Origin of the sequence: Terriglobus sp. (assembly GCF_965201105.1) — a bacterium.
Taxonomy (GTDB): domain Bacteria; phylum Acidobacteriota; class Terriglobia; order Terriglobales; family Acidobacteriaceae; genus Terriglobus.
This window is the reverse complement of sequence record NZ_OZ241741.1, coordinates 946,747-963,127: the sequence shown is the minus strand read 5'-3', so window position 1 is coordinate 963,127 and position 16,381 is coordinate 946,747. Positions and strand designations below refer to the sequence as shown.

Below are 16,381 nucleotides of genomic sequence, written 5' to 3'. Positions count from 1 at the left end.
TCTCTAAAAGGAGCATAAGATGGCGAGCAAAGTAGCCGTATTGGGGCTGGGTGTAATGGGCCTTGGCATGGCGCAAAACCTGCGAGAAGCCGGCTTCGAAACAGCCGTATGGAACCGCACCGCGGCCAAGGCCAATGTCTTCGCACAGGATGGCGGCAGCGCCGCACGCACGCCTGCTGAAGCCGCCGAAGACGCAGACGTGGTATTAAGCATGCTGGCGGACGACACGGCTTCACGAGCGGCATGGCTTGGTGCTAACGGTGCGCTTGCCGCCATGCGCCCGGACACCATCGCAGTCGAAAGCAGCACGGCAAGCCCGGCGTGGATCGCAGAGTTACACGCTGCCGCGCGGGCCCGTGGTATACGCCTGTTAGACGCCCCCGTGACCGGCAGCCGCATGCAAGCCGAGGGCGGCCAGCTCGTCTTTCTAACCGGCGGCGACGAAGCGACGATTGACGCGGCGCGACCGGTGCTTGCAGCCATGAGCAAGCAGGTGCTGCCACTTGGGCCTGTCGGTAGCGGCGCGCAACTGAAACTGATCAACAACTTCCTCTGCGGCGTGCAGGTCGCATCGTTTGCTGAGGCGCTGACCTGGATCGAGCGCAACGGCCTGGACCGCGCGACCGCGCTGGAGTTCCTGAAAACAGCTGCGCCGGGCAGCGGCATCTTGGCCGCGATGACAGAACGCATGACCGCGCGCACTTACGAGGTGAACTTCGCGCTCGGCCTCATGCGCAAAGATCTCCACTACGCACACACCGCGGCGAATCACTTTGGCGTGCCACTTACGACCGCGGCGAACGCAGAGCAACTCTTTGTACGCGCCCAGAATGAGGGCTATGGTGAGCGGGACATGGCTGCGGTCGTCGAGGTCTTGCGCGCGTCACAAGCCCCCGCAGAACAGTAAAAGAGGAGTCGTTGTGAAAACCTGTCTTGTTGAATGGAGCATGGCAGATGTCGCAAGCGCTAGGAAGTTCTGCTCGCATCCCAACAGCGAAATGTTTTTGGATGGCTAGCAACAACTTACAAAAACGAACCGCGAAACACATTTAAAGGAGAGGTGTATGCGTATTAGCCTGATCGCGCTGTCTGCCGCTGTCTTCACCTGTTCTACCGTTCTAGCGCAGCAGATACCTGCTGCAACAGGCGTTGAGCGATTTCGCGATCCGAAGCAGCCGATCGAGCTGCGCATCACCGACCTGCTGCAGCGCCTCACACTGCAGGAGAAGGCCGCTTTGCTCAATCACATGAATCACGGCATACCGCGGCTCGGCCTGCCGGCTTGGGGCGGCTGGAACCAGACACTGCACGGTGTGTGGTCGAAGCAGCCCACTACGCTTTTTCCCATTCCGACCGCAATGGGAGCTACGTGGGATCCGGAACTTGTGCACACTGTAGCGGAGGCGATGAGCGATGAGGGACGCGCGCTTTACAACGCGCACGCCGAGGGACCGCGTACAACGCACGGGCTCGTCTTTCGTTCGCCCGTGATTAACATCAGCCGCGATCCTCGCTGGGGCCGCATCCAGGAGGTCTTCAGCGAAGATCCTCTGCTCACCGCTCGCATGGGTGTTGCTTATGTGCGCGGTCTGCAAGGCGACGACGTGCAGCACCTGAAGCTTGCGGCAACGGTAAAGCACTTCGCGGTCAACAACGTCGAGACCGGCCGTCAGCACCTGAACGCTGAGGTTGACGAACGCAACCTGTTCGAGTTCTGGTTGCCGCACTGGCGTGCCGTCATCACGGAAGGGCATGCGCAGTCTGTCATGTCCAGCTATAACGCCATCAATGGAGTGCCCGATGCGGTGAACCATTACTTGCTGTCCGACATTCTTCGGAAGAAGTGGGGTTTCGACGGGTTTGTAACCGACGATCTGGGCGCGGTTGCCCTGCTCACAGGTTCCAGATCGACGAACAGCGTCGAACCCGGTCAGCATTTCTCAGAGGATCCTGTCGTCGCGACCGCGGCAGCCATTAAGGCCGGAAACGATAGCGACGACTCGGAGTTTGAAACCAACGTCCCGCTCGCAGTGCAGCGTGGTTTGCTTACGGAGCAGGATGTAAACGGCGCGCTACGGAACGTGCTGCGCGTTGGTGTCCGGCTCGGTGCTTACGATCCGCCGGGAGCCAGTCCGTACAGCCACATCGGCATGGACGTCGTGCGGTCGAAGGATCATCTTGCCCTTTCCGACCGCCTCGCAGAAGAATCCATGACATTACTCGTAAACCGCCGGAATTTTTTGCCGCTAAAGCGCGAGCATATCCGCTCCGTCGCGGTTATCGGTCCCGCTGGTGGAGATATGTACGAGACCGGTAACTATTACGGCATGCCGGCACACAAGACAAGCGTAGTAGATGGCTTGCGGGAACTGCTTGGACCCGCCGTGCAGGTTGGTTACGCAGCGGGTGTCGGCTTCGTGGAAGCAGCCGACGACGATCAGCTTGCCCGTGCGGCAGAACTGGCGCGCGAAAGCGATATCGTCGTGCTCTGTCTTGGAACAAACCTCCGCGTGGAAGCAGAAGGCCATGATCGCCGCGATCTGAACCTGCCTGGAGCGCAACAGCGCCTGCTGGAGACGGTATATGCAGCCAACCCGAACATTGCGCTCGTACTGATGAACGCCGGGCCGCTCGCAACCACCTGGGCGGATGACCACGTACCTGCAATTCTCGGAGCGTGGTACCCGGGCGAGTTTGGAGGACGCGTTGTCGCTCGAACACTGTTCGGCTTGAACAATCCTGGCGGTCACCTGCCCTACACCGTATACGCCAGTCTGGACGGCGTTCCTCCGCAAAACGAGTACGACGTGTCACGAGGGTTCACCTATCAGTATTTCAAGGGCGTGCCGCTTTATCCCTTCGGCCACGGCCTGAGCTACACCCGCTTTGAATACCGCGATCTAAAAGTGACGCAGACAACCGGACCGAACGCGTCTATGAACTTGAGCTTCACCTTGGCCAATACGGGCAGTGTTGCCGGTGCGGAAGTATCGCAGGTCTACACCCATCTGCAGAAAAGTCGTGCGGTGCAACCGCTGCGCACATTGCGTGCCTTTGCACGGGTAGAGCTACAGCCAAACGAAAGCCGCGTCATCACGTTGAACGTTCCTATTTCTTCGCTCGGCTGGTACGACGTCGCCTTCCACGATTTTCGCGTTGAGCCAGGCATGGTGGATGTGCTGGTCGGCACATCGTCTGAAAACATCCGTCTGCGTAGCTCCACGTACATCGGGCTTCAGGAAAAAAGCCCCACACGCCCTCGCTAGGCTTCGCGACTTGGCAGGACGAATTAGATCCTTCTTAACCTTGCTACCTTGTGCCGCAAGAAACTCAGACTGAGTGGTCAGGTGGACGGCAGCATTTTGCAGCAAGTCATCACCAAGGGCTATGCTGTCGACCTTAACGACAGCGAACTGGAGCAGATTGGGCAAGACCCGTTCCTGGTCGCTTGCCATGCCGCATGGTGCAAACATCACGGTCGTAACTCCTTACGGGTTCCTCACAGGTCCGTTACGGCTATCGAGAAATTCTCCGTGCATAGCTATGTACTGTTCCGGGCAGCCGTTCGGCGTGAAGCCACAGCAGCAGGAGTCGTTACGAGCTTCCAAAGCACTGAAGGCAGTCCAGATGCATGAGTACAACAACCCCGATTCGCGTCTCGCGGCCGTGGCCGCAGACTACTCCGCGCGTCCGGAAGAGTGTCATCGCCGCCCGAACCGTACGGAGCGTGACGATCTAACGCAGCTCGCCCGCGCCGACCTCTACGCCCAAAGCAAACTCGGCCGCGAGGCACACACGATCCCGGTGTTGGTGGAGAAGACTACCGAAAGCAAGATGCGTGTGGAGAGCTACGCACCTGGAGACAGATTCAGTACAAGAGTGGCAGTCCCAATCTCGAACCCATTCCCCACGACAGCCAGGCACGGTCGTTTCCACGAAGCCCAAGGACAACCTGCTCACGGTCCAGATCAACACCACCCGCAACGAAATCACGTACAGTCCCTCGCAGCTCCGCGCTCAGACGCGCGAGAGCCGGATCTTCCGGAAGAGGTTCGGAGATTGCCGAGGGTGAGCGTATCCGGTTCACCAGTTCGGACCGGAGGCTGGTGTGCGGATGGGCGATCTCTGCACCATGACCCTCATCGGCCAGGACCGCTCTATGACCGTCCAGCTCGACTCCGGGAAGACCGCAGAGCTCACGCCGGAGAAGACCCGGCGCATCGATTACGGCTAAGCCGTCGATGGGTCGCAGGCTATACGCGCGGGATCGCGGGATCGCAACCGGCAATCAGCTCTCGCAAAAGACTTTGCTGAGCATTTCGCCGAGGGCGGAGCTTTCTATGTAGTCCGGCGCGGCACCATCGGAGGGCGGCGTCCATCCAAAATGAGGCGATTCCCCAGCAGCGGCCCGCGGCACAGGGCCATGACTATGCCGTTGCTCTTAAGCAAGCATTGGGGTAGACGCCGGATCCTCGTGTTCATCAATCGAACGACGTGACCTTTCTTAAAACGCGATGCGTGCACTCAACCGCAACCGCCGGTTGTTACCCGAGGTGGAAGTTACCGTACCCAGAGAGGACGAGCCCACGGTCGACGCAGGACTGGAGAACTGAGGCGTATTCGTCACGTTGAACGCCTCGCCCTGAAACTCCAGGCTGTACTTGTCGAAGAATTGGAAGCGCCGCTTGATGCCGGAGTCCAGATCGAATGTACCCGGGCCGCGCACGGAGTTGCGGCCCGCGGTGCCGAACCGGACGCCCGTGGGTTGTGCGAAATCTGTGGTATCAAAATACACACGACTTGCGCCGACAAAATTGTGAGAGCCGAGAATGCGCACCCTGGGCACAAGCTGATCCGCGACCTGCGTATTGCCCGGAGCGTTCAGCGACGCTCCGCTTGCTGTAACAGTAAAGGGCGTGCCGCTGTACCAACTCATAACATTCTGCAGCTGCCAGCCACCCAACACGGCCCCAGCCAAGCCGCTCTTCAGATACGAACCGTCTCTGCCGAACGGCGATTGAGCGATCGACCACCATTCGAAGTTGTTGGTGCGATCGTACCCGGCCAGTGCATAGTTTTTATCCCAGTACGCCGGATACGGAAATGCCACAGTGCTCTGACCATTGTCAAAGAAGTTCATCGATTTGGAATAGGTGTAAATGATGCCGGTTGATATCTTCTTTGCAGTCCGGCGCGACAGCTGCGCCTGGAGTCCGTTGTAATTCGACCCCCGAAATGGCGTTTGCAGCAGAATATCCGCGATGCTGGTGTTGGCGCCGTAGGTAGTATTCAGCGCACGACCGGCCGTTCCCCCACCGATGGGCGCCGCGTTGATATTCAGACTTGCTTGCTGCCGAATCGCCAACGAACCCACATAGGCCACATCTGCTACAAGAGAACCCGGCAGCTCACGCTGAATGGCGAGAGTGTCGGTTTCGATATAGCCGCGCCGGAACTTGGACGGGTAATTGTATGTAGAGATGTTGTACGGCAAAGGCACCCGACCACTACTGATGTCCGGCAGTGCAATCTGCGGCAAGCCAGTTACCGTCGTCGTTGCTACGGTGTACGCGTTGGGAGCGTTCAGCGTGAGATTGACTTGCGCGGGATAGGTATTCCGTTCATTGACGATCGCCTGCGGATCGACAGTAATGCCGTACCCACCACGAATGACCGTTTTGTCGTTGATGCGATAGTTTAAGCCGATCCGCGGGACGATCATCCCTTTTCCGTCATCGATGCCCGCGTAGTTCGGGGTCGAGCCCTTGCCACCGATCAGAACCGTGCCGACCGTGTGCGTGCCGACAGCATCGGTAACGGTCGTCCGAATGGACGGGTCGTACTGGTAGATACCGGCGTGGTCGTGCACGGGCAGGGTGTAGAACTCATAACGAACGCCGAAGTTCAAAGTCAGGCTCTTGCTCGCCTCCCAAGTGTCCTGCGCAAAGAAGCCGAACGTAGACCAGCGGCCGGCAATCGGGTTTGTGGTCTGGATGCCCTTGGACGCGGAGTTGGCATCGCCCAGCAGAAAATCGGCAAACGAGTTGTAGTTGTTCGGATTGCTGCCGCTTTGTGTTGTCGCACCCCCAGTGAAGTTCAGGGCGCCTCGGGGTGTACCCATCTGCGGCTGGAAGTGATTGATCGCCGTGTGGATATACTCCCCGCCAAAGCGAAGCGCGTGGCGTCCGCGTGTGTAGCTCAAATTCAGGTCGCCAGTGTATTGCGCGTCGCGAAAGGAGAAAGGGCTGGCGGTGTTTGTATTGCCTAGGCCGGTGTAATTGCTGATGTTGAATGCTGGGATGCCGCCGTATAGGTATTGCCCGTTGTAATTTGTGCCGGGAATCCCGAGTACCTGTGTTCCGTAATCGCCAAGCGCAAGGTCGTCCGCCTGCCCTCCTACGTGAAAGCGTGTGTATCCGGCGTTGCCATCCAGCAGCAGATGAGGCGTAAACGTGTGCGTGCCGTTCAGCACGGCCATCTGAATCAGTCCGGTCGACTTGCCGGGCTGACCGCCATCAAGAGTCGGACCTCCCGGATTCGGTCCAAAGAGCTGCGGGCTTGTAATTCGGTTCGGCGAGAGACTGTAGTGGCCGTAGATCTGCGTTGCATCGGAAACGTTGTAGTTGACCTTCGCGTCGATGTCGTCCCGCCGAAAAAGCGTGGAGACGGACCCGAAGTAGTTGTTCACCTGCGCCCCGGCGGCGCCATAGTTTGGAAGAGGCAACTTGGCCAGCAGAAGACTAGCGGCCTTGCTGATGGGCACCTGGTTACTCGCGAATGGTGTCTTTCCAGCGCCTGCCGCAGTTCCGGTGGCGGGATTGTAGATGGTTGTTCCTATTCCGGAGAAGTTACCCGCCCGGATAGCCGCTGTAGGAACGGACGCAATCGTACTCACCGCCTGGGAGATGTGAGTGCTTTCCCAGTCTGCAAAGAAGAACAGCTTGTTTTTCTTGATCGGTCCGCCGATCGACCCCCCGTACTGGTTAAAGACGTACTTCGGCAGTCGCGGGAGTGCGGCGGGAGTCTGGAAAACGTTCCGCGCATTAAATTGCGTGATGGTGTTGTATTCGAATACGGTGCCGTGCAAGGCATTCGTGCCGCTCTTGATGACCACATTCACTGCGGCACCACCGGCCGTGCCCTGCTCGGCGTTGAAATTGCTGGTCACCACATTCACGTTTTGGATCGCGTCTTCTGGTGGCACATAGGCGACATTGATCGGCAGATACGGGTGCTGATCCAGCGCGCCATCCACGCGTGTTGCGTTGGCGCCGGCACTCGCGCCGTTCACGTTGATCGACTGCGACCGCTGCGGGTTGGTGGCCGCCGAGTTCTGCTCCGCCGGGGGCGTGGCACCGGGAACCAGCCGGTACAGGCTCTGGTAGTTGCGCCCGGTCGTGCTCGTCGTCGGCAGTTCCGTGACCTGCTGCGCGGAGATGTTGTAGTTGGTTTCGGCCCGGTCCGTCTGCAGAACCGGCGCGGCATCGGTGACGGTCACCTCCTGCGTTGTGCCTGCAGCGCTCATGGCCGCGTTCACACGAGCCGTGCTGTTCGCCAGGATCGGGGTGGCGTTCTGCTGGAACTCCGCAAAACCTTCTGCGGAAACCGTGACGGTATACGTACCGGGCTGGAGGTCGTTGAAATTGAAAATGCCTTCCTTGTTGGACGTGGCCTCGCGCGTAAATCCAGTCTCAGGGCTTTTTGCAACAACCTTTGCTCCGTTGAGGACGGCGCCGGTGTTGTCGGTCACCACACCGGTCAGGGAGCCTTGCAGCACCTGGGCCTGCAACGTGAGTGTGGAAACCGCAGCGACGGGCAGCGCGAACATAGGGAGCGTAAGAGCCATGCCCTTTACGAAGCTGCGCGTGTACGTTGTGAGAGAGGCCAGTGTGTGGCGCTGCACCAGGTGTGTGCCACCGCTCCTCAGGGAACCGCGAAGTGGTGTTCCAGACAGCAGAGTGCTCTTCATTCGATTCACGGCCTATCCTCCATTGCTGTTTCGGTTGGGCATCCGCGCGGCGACGGTGTCCTCATCATCGACCGGTGTTTCTCGTTCTGACTCGCACCCGTGGAATTTCTACCAGTTGACCTGCCAGCCTGCCCGCGCACGGACCGAGGCCGATGCTTTCTCTTGCGGATAGTGGCCGCGAAGCAAGAATTCGTCTCAGGCGAGTCACAGGGCACCGGGATGGCCGCAATCCTCTGCCTCATCCCTCAAATATCAAGTGCGAAAGGTCACAAGTGCAGGTTCGCGACGGCTTCAAACAGTTAAGAATTAAGTTTCGGGCCTTCTCTGCAGGTGGTAAGCGATCCAAATAGACAGGTATACTTGCGCAATTCCGCGACGGAGCATGTCGAGGGAAGCGAGAGATAAAGCTGTGGCAGTTCAGGAGTTGGAGCCGTTAGGTGTGGTACCCGAGGCTGAAGCCGTCCGGGAGGCTCTCCAGCGCGTTTTGGAGAGCCGCCAATTCCGAACGAGCCGCCGAAGCAAACAGTTCCTGCAGTACGTTGTGGATCAAAAAGTAGCCGGTCATGAACATCTGCTGAAAGAGCGGATCATCGGCGCAGACGTGTTCGGCCGCAGCGCGAATTACGCCACCGGCGAAGACGCTGTCGTGCGAGTACAAGCGACCGACGTTCGCCGGCGCCTGGAGCTTTATTACGCCGCGCTGACCGACCATGAGCCACTTGTCATCGTGCTTCCGCTGGGCTCGTACATCCCGATCTTTAAAAGAATCGAGGAGAAGGCTGCTCTGCCGTTAAAGGTAGAAGACGACCGGAACACAGCCTTGACCGAAGAAATCGCTTCCGCTCCCGCTCCGGTAATGCCGAGCTTGCGGCTGCATACCAGGGCGCGTATCACTCTCCGCATGCTACTTACTGGCACCGGCTTGCTGATTGCGCTGCTTGCCGTCATCCTTGCCGCTGTTCTTCTGCGCCGGGGCAACGAATCGCACGGTCGTGGCGATGCCCTCTCGCAATTTTGGGCGCCCCTGGATCACAGTAACAAGTCAGTTCTTCTCTGTTTGGCCAAACCGGTGATGTATCGCCCGACGGCTGAGCTGTTTGCACGTTTCAACAAGGAGTACGCCAGCGGCCTGCATGACAAGATCGATCAGGAGATCACTCCGATACCGTTTCGCGCGGATGAAAAGCTTCAATGGCGGGATCTGCGGGCATCTACAAACAGTGGGCCTGCCATTGGAGGCGTCACGGCAGCTATCAGGTTCGGCACTCTATTCGGCCGACGAAACACACAGTTCAACGTGCGTTTCGGGGACGAACCATCCCTGGCAGATTTGCGCGAGGCGAATGCGGTCGTAGTCGGAGCACTGAACAGCCGCACGCTCGCAGATATTGATTCTGGCCTGCACTTTACTTTCATCGATCAGGATGGAGAGCTTCGCATTCGGGAAAATGTGTTGAACGGCCGCATCTGGAGCATGGAACGGAACGCACAGGGCAGGTATTCGCGTGACTACGGCCTGATCACCCGTCAGATGTCTTCCAGGACCGGCATGTTTGTCATTGAGGTTGCCGGCATCAGCGACAGTGGAACCCAAGCGGCTAGCGAAGTGATCACGTCGCCCGACCGTCTGGCGGAGTTTGCAAAACAATTGCCCAAGGGATGGCAGAACAAGAACCTGCAGGTGCTGATCGCCACCGACCTAACGTTTGGCAGACCAAGTGCACCGCAGTTTGTAAGCTCTTACTCCTGGTAAATTGCCGAGTCGTTTGAAATGCCCGCATGGACGTAAGGTGCGGTCGGGTTTGGAGCGGTCCCCTAATGTCGCGAAACTATACGCTGTCTCGCCCATGCAAGCGTTCTGAGTTATGTCAACCCGCGGCTTGTACGTCCGATAAAAGATGATTCTGTATAGCGTATTGTCGGCGCTCGTTAGAAGTGTCGCAGTCCCGCCCATTAGAGTTTGGCGACATTTGAGGAAGCAGGACAGCTCTCGGCAGCTTCGCTGGAGCTCTGACCTGTCGGGCGCAACTCGCCTGATCTCAGATTCCTCTCGCATTGCGTTTCTTAATAATCGGCCATTCCTTCGGTGGACTCATCGTGTCATGGCTCGCATCCGCGAACGTTCTCCGGATGCAATCTTTCCAACAGAGTTCATTATGGTGATGCTTGGCATTTCAAAGTACAGGTGCCAACCGTTTCCTGTCTTTACAGTGAGAGTTTTAGGAAGCTCTAAACCTTGCTTTCGAAACGCACTGATGGAGTCCAAACCGCTCTGACCGTTAATGTCCAGAACGAACACACCTGATTTCCGTCCGGTCGCTAGACCCCATTTGCAGTTGGGGTAGCTGCTTCCACGGCTCTAGCTGTGAAAGCTTGTCTGAAGCGTCTTACACACCGTTTGAAGTCAGTGGACGTTTGCCTCTGGCTTCACACGGAAACTGTCTCCAACGAATCACGCGATACCCGCTTTGTCGTTAGCTTTACGGGCATTTGCAACGGTCTGTTGACCAGCGACGAACTTCTAGTTCGCTCCATCGTGCAGAGCGCGTTCCGAGAGTGATTGAAGATGGAAACGCACCTTGCTCTTGAAGCGCATAAAGAGCACTACGGCAGAGGCCAGTCAGCTTCATCACTCCTCCAAACGCAAGAGCGAATCGAAGGCTTCGACTAAAGGAACTGTTGTATTTTGTGATGTTTCGGTTTGCATTGGCGCGTTCCGCCTCCTCAAGTGAGGAGACTATGCCACACAGGACAGTGCCAAAAGCGCTACTTGGACGGAAAACTGTCCACCTGTATCAGATTCGAACAGCTTAGGCGTTGGGAAGGCGCTTAGGCCCATCCACCATGCTTTCGTTCAAGCTCTTCTTTATCGCTTTGCTTAGTTCGCGAACCGGCTGAACCGAGAAGCAGCACAATTGTGGACGTACTGGACTGCATACCCGCATTATCCGTGACACACAGACCCGAACAGCGCTATGACGTGTCTGTGACGTATGCCACCAGAAGAAAATATCTAAGTTGTTGATTTGATGGTGGGCACAGCAGGATTCGAACCTACGACTTCCACGTGTGAAGGTGAAGTCGAACCAGCCGGATGCACATTTTAAAAGACTTAGGAGCCGGCGCAGCGGTCAAAAACCGGCCTTCCAGCCGTGTTTTGGCATCAATTTGGCATCAACAAAGGACGTGGGCAGGAGGGCCGGTCGTGGGGATCGGCCCTTCGCTAGCTCGAGTCGCCGCTAACCTCACTTGTCGTTTCACCTAGTCCGGCAGCGGCTATGTAGCACATTGATTTCGCTACGTGCTACGTTGCGTCAGGAGGTCTGCTATGGCATCAAGGACTTCATCTCACAGTCCATCCCCTTCTTCTCGAAGCGACGAATCCAAGGTCGCACCCAGTGTTTGCTCGAACGGCCTGGATGGGATGCTGGCCCTTGCTGAGAGAAAAGGCCTCTTAGAGGGCCGCCGTAGTCTCGGGATTCGCAGTCGCATACCAAAGGAACTGCTGGCAGCCGCCCGCCAGAAGACCGGCATCACCTCCGATTCCGAGTTACTCGAAGCCGCTCTTGTCAGCCTCGCGGTTACGGATGACTATGCCGAGTGGCTCTACTCGCAGCGTGCGACGGTCGACCCGGACTTGGATCTTGAACTCTGACGTCTCGTCCAGCGCTCGCTTCGCCAGCTGGAGCCGGAGAAGCATAGCACGACGCTTGTTGCAGCGCGATCGCTCTGCACTCCCCTGCTGAGCGGGATGAAACGCTCGCTTCCAAAGCTCCTTCTCGACACGACGGTGTACATCAATGAGCTTCACAGAAACTTGTTACCAGAAATAGAAGTCTCTCTTCGGATCACGGATGTCTGGCATTCTTCCGTCACAGACGCGGAGGTGATCTTCCTGGGCTGCTGGACCCTCTTGCCGGAGTTTTCGACCAACGACGATACCTCATAGCCGGCAGAGTTCAAGAGGCGCTGGAGGCCTTGCGCCTCCTCATACGGGTGCACGTCCACATGCTGCGAGTTCTCGTCTGATGTATGCCACACATTCCGCGAGGCAACGGAGTAGGAGTACTTCTGCAAGGTGAACCTGCCCGCAGCTTGCTTGGGGTATTCACCCAGCATGCTTAGGCCAGGGCGTTGTTGAGCAAATCAAGAATCAGATCCGCTTCTCGCAGCTGGACTATCACCGACTGTGGCGCTCTCTGAAGCTCTACCTACCACCGTATCCAATGTGGATCTTCTGACCGGAACAGGCCCGGGCAGGACCGTGAAGGAACCATCCGTTTCGAGGATAACGGCTCCGACTTCGTCAAGATTTGTCATGCCGCTTGCGCGCATCGCGGCCAGTACCTCTGCTTCCGTTACACGTTCCGAGCGCATTGCTCCTGGAAGGTACTCTCCACCGGAAAAGAGCAGGCGCGGAGAAGCTTTCACCAGCTTGCTGAACGTGGCGGAGCGGACGGAACTCCACGCGACGAGGAACTGCAGAAGGATCAAGAGTGCGAGTGCAAGAACACCTTCTGCCAAAGCCACATCTTTCGACAACAGAACGGTCGCCAGCGTCGATCCCAGTGCAACGGTGACGATCAGGTCGAAGACATTCATCTTCGACAGTGTTCGCTTGCCGGAGATGCGCAGCATGAGCACCAGTGCGAAGTAGGCGAGGATGCCTACCAGCACCACGCGAAGCAGTCCCATCCAGCTGTCGAAGAACATGGCTGAAATGCCTCCTTGCGTGCCTGAAGTGTGTTGGCTAGCTGACTCCTGAATCAAGAGGAGGTCGGCCTGAATCAGGGTCCACTGCTTCGGGCTGATGAGAGAACCGAACACGGCCGGATCGCTATAGTACGTTGCGATATTTCGTTGAAGCGCGGCAGGCGCGGCGGCATCGGGCCTGTGTGTCAGCTCGTGCAGAAGCTTTTGATAGGTGGTATCGGTGAGACGGTAGGCACCGGGTTCGACCTCTTTTCCTGTGTCCAAGTCCCTGTTCGGGAGATCCTGCGCTCCTTTCGACGGAGCTGTGCGCAGGTCGGAAAGAATGGAACGCATTGCGTCGATCGATTGGTTCAGGCTGTGCACATACTCCTGGTCAGTCTCCTCTGTCGGCACCTTGATCGCCAGCATGGTTGCTGGACCGATCTTCGGGGTGAAGTGGACGAGCGTAGCCAGAAGCCGAGTCCCGACTCCTGCCGGGTGCCGAAACTTGTCCCAACCGTTATCGAGACCGGATCGCCTGAGTTCCCGAGCCATGCGGTCCAGTTCAACGCTTGGCGTGTCCCGGGGCATGTCATCAGCGTGCAGTATGGCTTCTGCGGCAGCGATGCGCGGCAGAATGTGATGCACGGACAATTGGTGACCGAAGAGGTTCGGGTGCTGGCTGCCGCCGAGGATGTCATGAAGTGGGATGCCGTACACCTCTTGGAACGCCCGAGAGAGGAGCTCCGAAGGCACCTCCAGCCCGACAGAATCCAGGTAATCAACGGGTGCGAACCGGTCTTTATGGATTTCGTTGACATCGAAGGCAAACTCGGCCTGTACATGGGCATGCGGATCTTCGTCATAGGTCACCCAGGGACCGTATTCCGCTCGAAGCCTCCGGAACGCTACTGGCACTGCCAGATTGGTTGCGAGTGAGTGGCCCAGCGAATCACCTACGTAGTGAGAGAGTGCGCCCAGGGCAAAGGCCAACTCGTCCGGCGAAGATGCGTCATGCAGAAGTGCTTGAACAAAATCGCCCGAGCGCACATAGTGCAGGAGATCGCTGAAGAATTGATCGCCGAATGGATAGTAGCCCAGGTCCTGAATGGCACAGCCGCCATACGCATACGCATGTGCCTCGCGCAGTTGACCGGCGGTGAGGCCAGGGTAGCGGGCCATCAGCAGGGGTTCAATTGCCGGTTTCCAGGACAGGTCAACAAGTTGCTGATGCGTCTGAACGGAGTATGCCCCCGCTGGTACCGCTGCGATCAGCAGAGTAGTCCCAATTAGAATCGAGCGCTGCAGCAGTCCTGGAACGCGGGCTAGACGGAGGCCTATCGACACTCGTCGAGTGTACGGCTCTGCAAGCGTTGATTAATCCTCATTCTGTGCGAGCGGGTATTGTCTTCCGCTCGACAAAGAAAGCCAATCTCTCTCGCATCAGACGATGTGGGCCAGAAGTAATCCAGCAACCTTGACAGGTTCACCATGAGCCACGCTGCAGACGCACATTTTCTCAATCGAGATGTACCGTCGGTATTCGCCGCTACCACGATAGAGAGCAGCTTCGGGGCATGAGCTCCTCACGCAAGGCGGTGTGGACGGCTGTTGTTGCTGACCTGGCGATTGCAGCAGCGAAGCTGACGGCGTTTCTCTTCAACGGGTCGGCGGCTATGTTGTCGGAGAGCATTCACTCGCTGGTGGACGCGGGGAACAGCTCCCTGCTCGTCTTTGGACTTCACCGTAGCAATCAGCCCGCGGACGAAACGCATCCGTTCGGGTACGGCAGGGAGCTTTATTTCTGGACCCTCCTGGTTGCCCTCTTCATCTTTCTCGTGGGCGGGGGTCTGTCCATCTTTGACGGGATCGAGCACGTGCGGCATTCCGAACCCATCCGAAACATTCTTTGGAACTACGTCACCCTGGCCGTGGCAGCCCTTCTTGAAGGCTATTCGCTCTTCGTGGGCCGTCGGGAGTTCCAACGTGCCGAGGACGTTCCCGCATCGCTCAAGGCGATTCACGCAAGCAAGAACCCAGCGACCTTTACCGTGATCATCGAGGACAGCGCGGCACTGGTGGTCTTGCGATCGCGTTCGTAGGCACGCTCTTAGATCAAGTCCTCCACTGGCATCTGGCGGACGGGATCGCAGCCATCGTGATCGGTGTCACCCTCATTGGCGTGGCCTTGCTTTTGATTGTAGAAAGCAGAGCTCTCCTGGTTGGCGAGGGAGCCGATCTATCGACGCTGCGCGTTATACGATCCTTGGCGCAGGCAGAACCCGGAGTCGAAGTTGTCGGTTATCCGCTCACGATGTATTTCGGGCCCCAAAGCATTTTGTTGACGATGAACATTCGCTTCGCAAAAGCGCTCCATCGCGATGGAATCCAGACGTGTATCGATCGGATCGAAGCGCGTGTGCGCAGCCGTTTTCCCCATGTACACCACATCTACATCGAAGCCGAGAGTCTCGGTTCAAGTCAGCGTGCAGCGGAGGACCTGCCACAACTTCCAAGCTGACTCAGTGGCAGTGGTGGTGTGCTGTCTCGTCGTTCTTATCGGGGGCGTGATCCATCATTCTCATCATTTCAGGTCCTCCGGTGCGCAGGAATAGCCACAGGAGCAGCGCCGTGATGGCGAGAAAGACGATATTGAGGATGGACGTGTAATTCCAGCTGATGTGCTCCTCCATCACACTCGCTCCGCCGTGGGCTGGAATCAGGTGCAACGCAGCGAAGAGAAACTCAATGCAAAGAGAAGCAAGCGACATCGCCGCGTAGAAGGTGAAGAACAAAACTGCGGCGACCTTCAGGCCGTAGTACTTCCTGTAGATGTTGAGGATAGGCAGGATGATGAGGTCGGCAAACAGGAACGAGATCACACCACCGAAGCTGATGCCGCCGTTCCAGAGCACGGCCGCAAGAGGGACGTTGCCGACCGAGCAGACGAACGAGAGAACGGCCACCATGGGTCCGATCAACGGTCCCCAAAACTTGGCGAGCAGGGGGTGGCCGACCAGGAACAGGCCTTTCCAAAAAGTCTGGGGAACCCATGCCGCAAGGCATCCGGAAATGAGCAGGCCACCCGCGATGTCCGGCCAAAGCGAGTACCAGTCCATCCAGAAGTAGTGACTCGTTGCTGTAATCCCTTTTGCGCTGGAAAGCTTCTGCCAGAACGAGCCGGAATGCAGGCTCATGTCCATGGCTGCGTGGCCTTCCATCTTGCCCTCAAGCCCTCGCTGTGCCTGCTTTCGCGCGGCTTCGATCAGAGCGGGCTTGAGCGTGATGCGCAGAAGCACCACGATGAGTCCGATCATGATCGGTCCGCCGGTGAACTCGGCTAGGGTGAACTGCCAGCCCAGCATGACGGCGAGCAGTACCGACAGCTCGACCACAAGGTTGGTGCTAGCAAACTGAAAGGCGATCGCGGCGATGAAGTCCGCGCCTTTGCGGAAGAGGGTTCGCGCAAGCGCCGTTGCCGCGTAGGAGCAGGAAGAGCTGGCCGCACCCAGGCCGCTTGCAATCAGGATCGTCTTGGGAGACGAGTCTGGGAGCAGCTTACTCAGCTGTTCCTTCGAGACGACTGCCTCGACGACTCCGGAGATAAGAAACCCGAGGCAGAGCGCCCACAGCATGGACCATGCCATGATGCCGGTCATGCGAAGAGCTTCGAGGATGTGAGTGAGCATGGCTTTCTCCGGTCCTATTACTCTTTCCACC

10 protein-coding genes and 1 pseudogene are annotated in these 16,381 nt (G+C 57.9%); 6 read left to right on the top strand and 5 right to left on the bottom strand.

What is annotated here, in order from left to right; all coding sequences use genetic code 11:
- Nucleotides 1–19 precede the first annotated feature (19 nt).
- Nucleotides 20–907: an NAD(P)-dependent oxidoreductase gene (locus ACOFKT_RS04335; RefSeq protein WP_419806198.1), complete on the top strand. Its 888-nt coding sequence runs from the start codon at nucleotides 20–22 to the stop codon at nucleotides 905–907.
- 157 nt (nucleotides 908–1,064) lie between these two features.
- Nucleotides 1,065–3,266: a glycoside hydrolase family 3 C-terminal domain-containing protein gene (locus ACOFKT_RS04330; RefSeq protein ID WP_419806197.1), complete on the top strand. Its 2,202-nt coding sequence runs from the start codon at nucleotides 1,065–1,067 to the stop codon at nucleotides 3,264–3,266.
- Between the two features lie 1,238 nt (nucleotides 3,267–4,504).
- Here the strand turns inward: ACOFKT_RS04330 and ACOFKT_RS04325 are convergent.
- Entirely contained in the window at nucleotides 4,505–7,846 is a 3,342-nt protein-coding gene (locus tag ACOFKT_RS04325; protein WP_419806196.1) for a carboxypeptidase regulatory-like domain-containing protein, read from the bottom strand.
- 532 nt (nucleotides 7,847–8,378) lie between these two features.
- Between ACOFKT_RS04325 and ACOFKT_RS04320 the strand changes: the two genes are divergently transcribed.
- The gene (locus ACOFKT_RS04320; protein WP_419806195.1) at nucleotides 8,379–9,722 is read left to right on the top strand and encodes a hypothetical protein; all 1,344 of its coding nucleotides are present in this window, start codon (nucleotides 8,379–8,381) and stop codon (nucleotides 9,720–9,722) included.
- Nucleotides 9,723–10,061: 339 nt separating this feature from the next.
- Here ACOFKT_RS04320 and ACOFKT_RS04315 read toward each other — a convergent pair.
- Nucleotides 10,062–10,304 (bottom strand): annotated as a pseudogene (locus ACOFKT_RS04315) (bifunctional DNA primase/polymerase); the annotation flags it as partial.
- 145 nt (nucleotides 10,305–10,449) lie between these two features.
- On the bottom strand, nucleotides 10,450–10,599 hold the full coding sequence (locus tag ACOFKT_RS04310; RefSeq protein WP_419806194.1) for a helix-turn-helix transcriptional regulator: 150 nt from the start codon (nucleotides 10,597–10,599) through the stop codon (nucleotides 10,450–10,452).
- Nucleotides 10,600–11,297: 698 nt separating this feature from the next.
- Here ACOFKT_RS04310 and ACOFKT_RS04305 point away from each other — a divergent pair.
- Nucleotides 11,298–11,624: a hypothetical protein gene (locus ACOFKT_RS04305; protein ID WP_419806193.1), complete on the top strand. Its 327-nt coding sequence runs from the start codon at nucleotides 11,298–11,300 to the stop codon at nucleotides 11,622–11,624.
- Between the two features lie 491 nt (nucleotides 11,625–12,115).
- On the opposite strand, the gene ACOFKT_RS04300 is transcribed toward ACOFKT_RS04305, so the two are convergent.
- On the bottom strand, nucleotides 12,116–14,008 hold the full coding sequence (locus ACOFKT_RS04300) for a zinc dependent phospholipase C family protein (protein WP_419806192.1): 1,893 nt from the start codon (nucleotides 14,006–14,008) through the stop codon (nucleotides 12,116–12,118).
- 230 nt (nucleotides 14,009–14,238) lie between these two features.
- Here ACOFKT_RS04300 and ACOFKT_RS04295 point away from each other — a divergent pair, with 230 nt between their 5' ends.
- Nucleotides 14,239–14,763: a cation diffusion facilitator family transporter gene (locus tag ACOFKT_RS04295; protein WP_419806191.1), complete on the top strand. Its 525-nt coding sequence runs from the start codon at nucleotides 14,239–14,241 to the stop codon at nucleotides 14,761–14,763.
- A 56-nt stretch (nucleotides 14,764–14,819) separates the two neighbouring features.
- Entirely contained in the window at nucleotides 14,820–15,182 is a 363-nt protein-coding gene (locus tag ACOFKT_RS04290) for a hypothetical protein (RefSeq protein WP_419806190.1), read from the top strand.
- 1 nt (nucleotide 15,183) lies between these two features.
- Here ACOFKT_RS04290 and ACOFKT_RS04285 read toward each other — a convergent pair whose 3' ends face one another.
- Complete coding sequence (locus tag ACOFKT_RS04285) at nucleotides 15,184–16,350, bottom strand: permease (RefSeq protein WP_419806189.1); 1,167 nt, start codon at nucleotides 16,348–16,350, stop codon at nucleotides 15,184–15,186.
- Nucleotides 16,351–16,381: the final 31 nt, after the last annotated feature.

Bases quoted from the DNA above. Each gene is read 5' to 3' on its own strand.
- ACOFKT_RS04330 (WP_419806197.1), top strand. From the start codon at position 1,065: ATGCGTATTAGCCTGATCGCGCTGTCTGCCGCTGTCTTCACCTGTTCT.
- ACOFKT_RS04305 (WP_419806193.1), top strand. From the start codon at position 11,298: ATGGCATCAAGGACTTCATCTCACAGTCCATCCCCTTCTTCTCGAAGC.
- ACOFKT_RS04295 (WP_419806191.1), top strand. From the start codon at position 14,239: ATGAGCTCCTCACGCAAGGCGGTGTGGACGGCTGTTGTTGCTGACCTG.
- ACOFKT_RS04335 (WP_419806198.1), top strand. From the start codon at position 20: ATGGCGAGCAAAGTAGCCGTATTGGGGCTGGGTGTAATGGGCCTTGGC.
- ACOFKT_RS04325 (WP_419806196.1), bottom strand. From the start codon at position 7,846: ATGGCTCTTACGCTCCCTATGTTCGCGCTGCCCGTCGCTGCGGTTTCC.
- ACOFKT_RS04310 (WP_419806194.1), bottom strand. From the start codon at position 10,599: ATGAAGCTGACTGGCCTCTGCCGTAGTGCTCTTTATGCGCTTCAAGAG.
- ACOFKT_RS04285 (WP_419806189.1), bottom strand. From the start codon at position 16,350: ATGCTCACTCACATCCTCGAAGCTCTTCGCATGACCGGCATCATGGCA.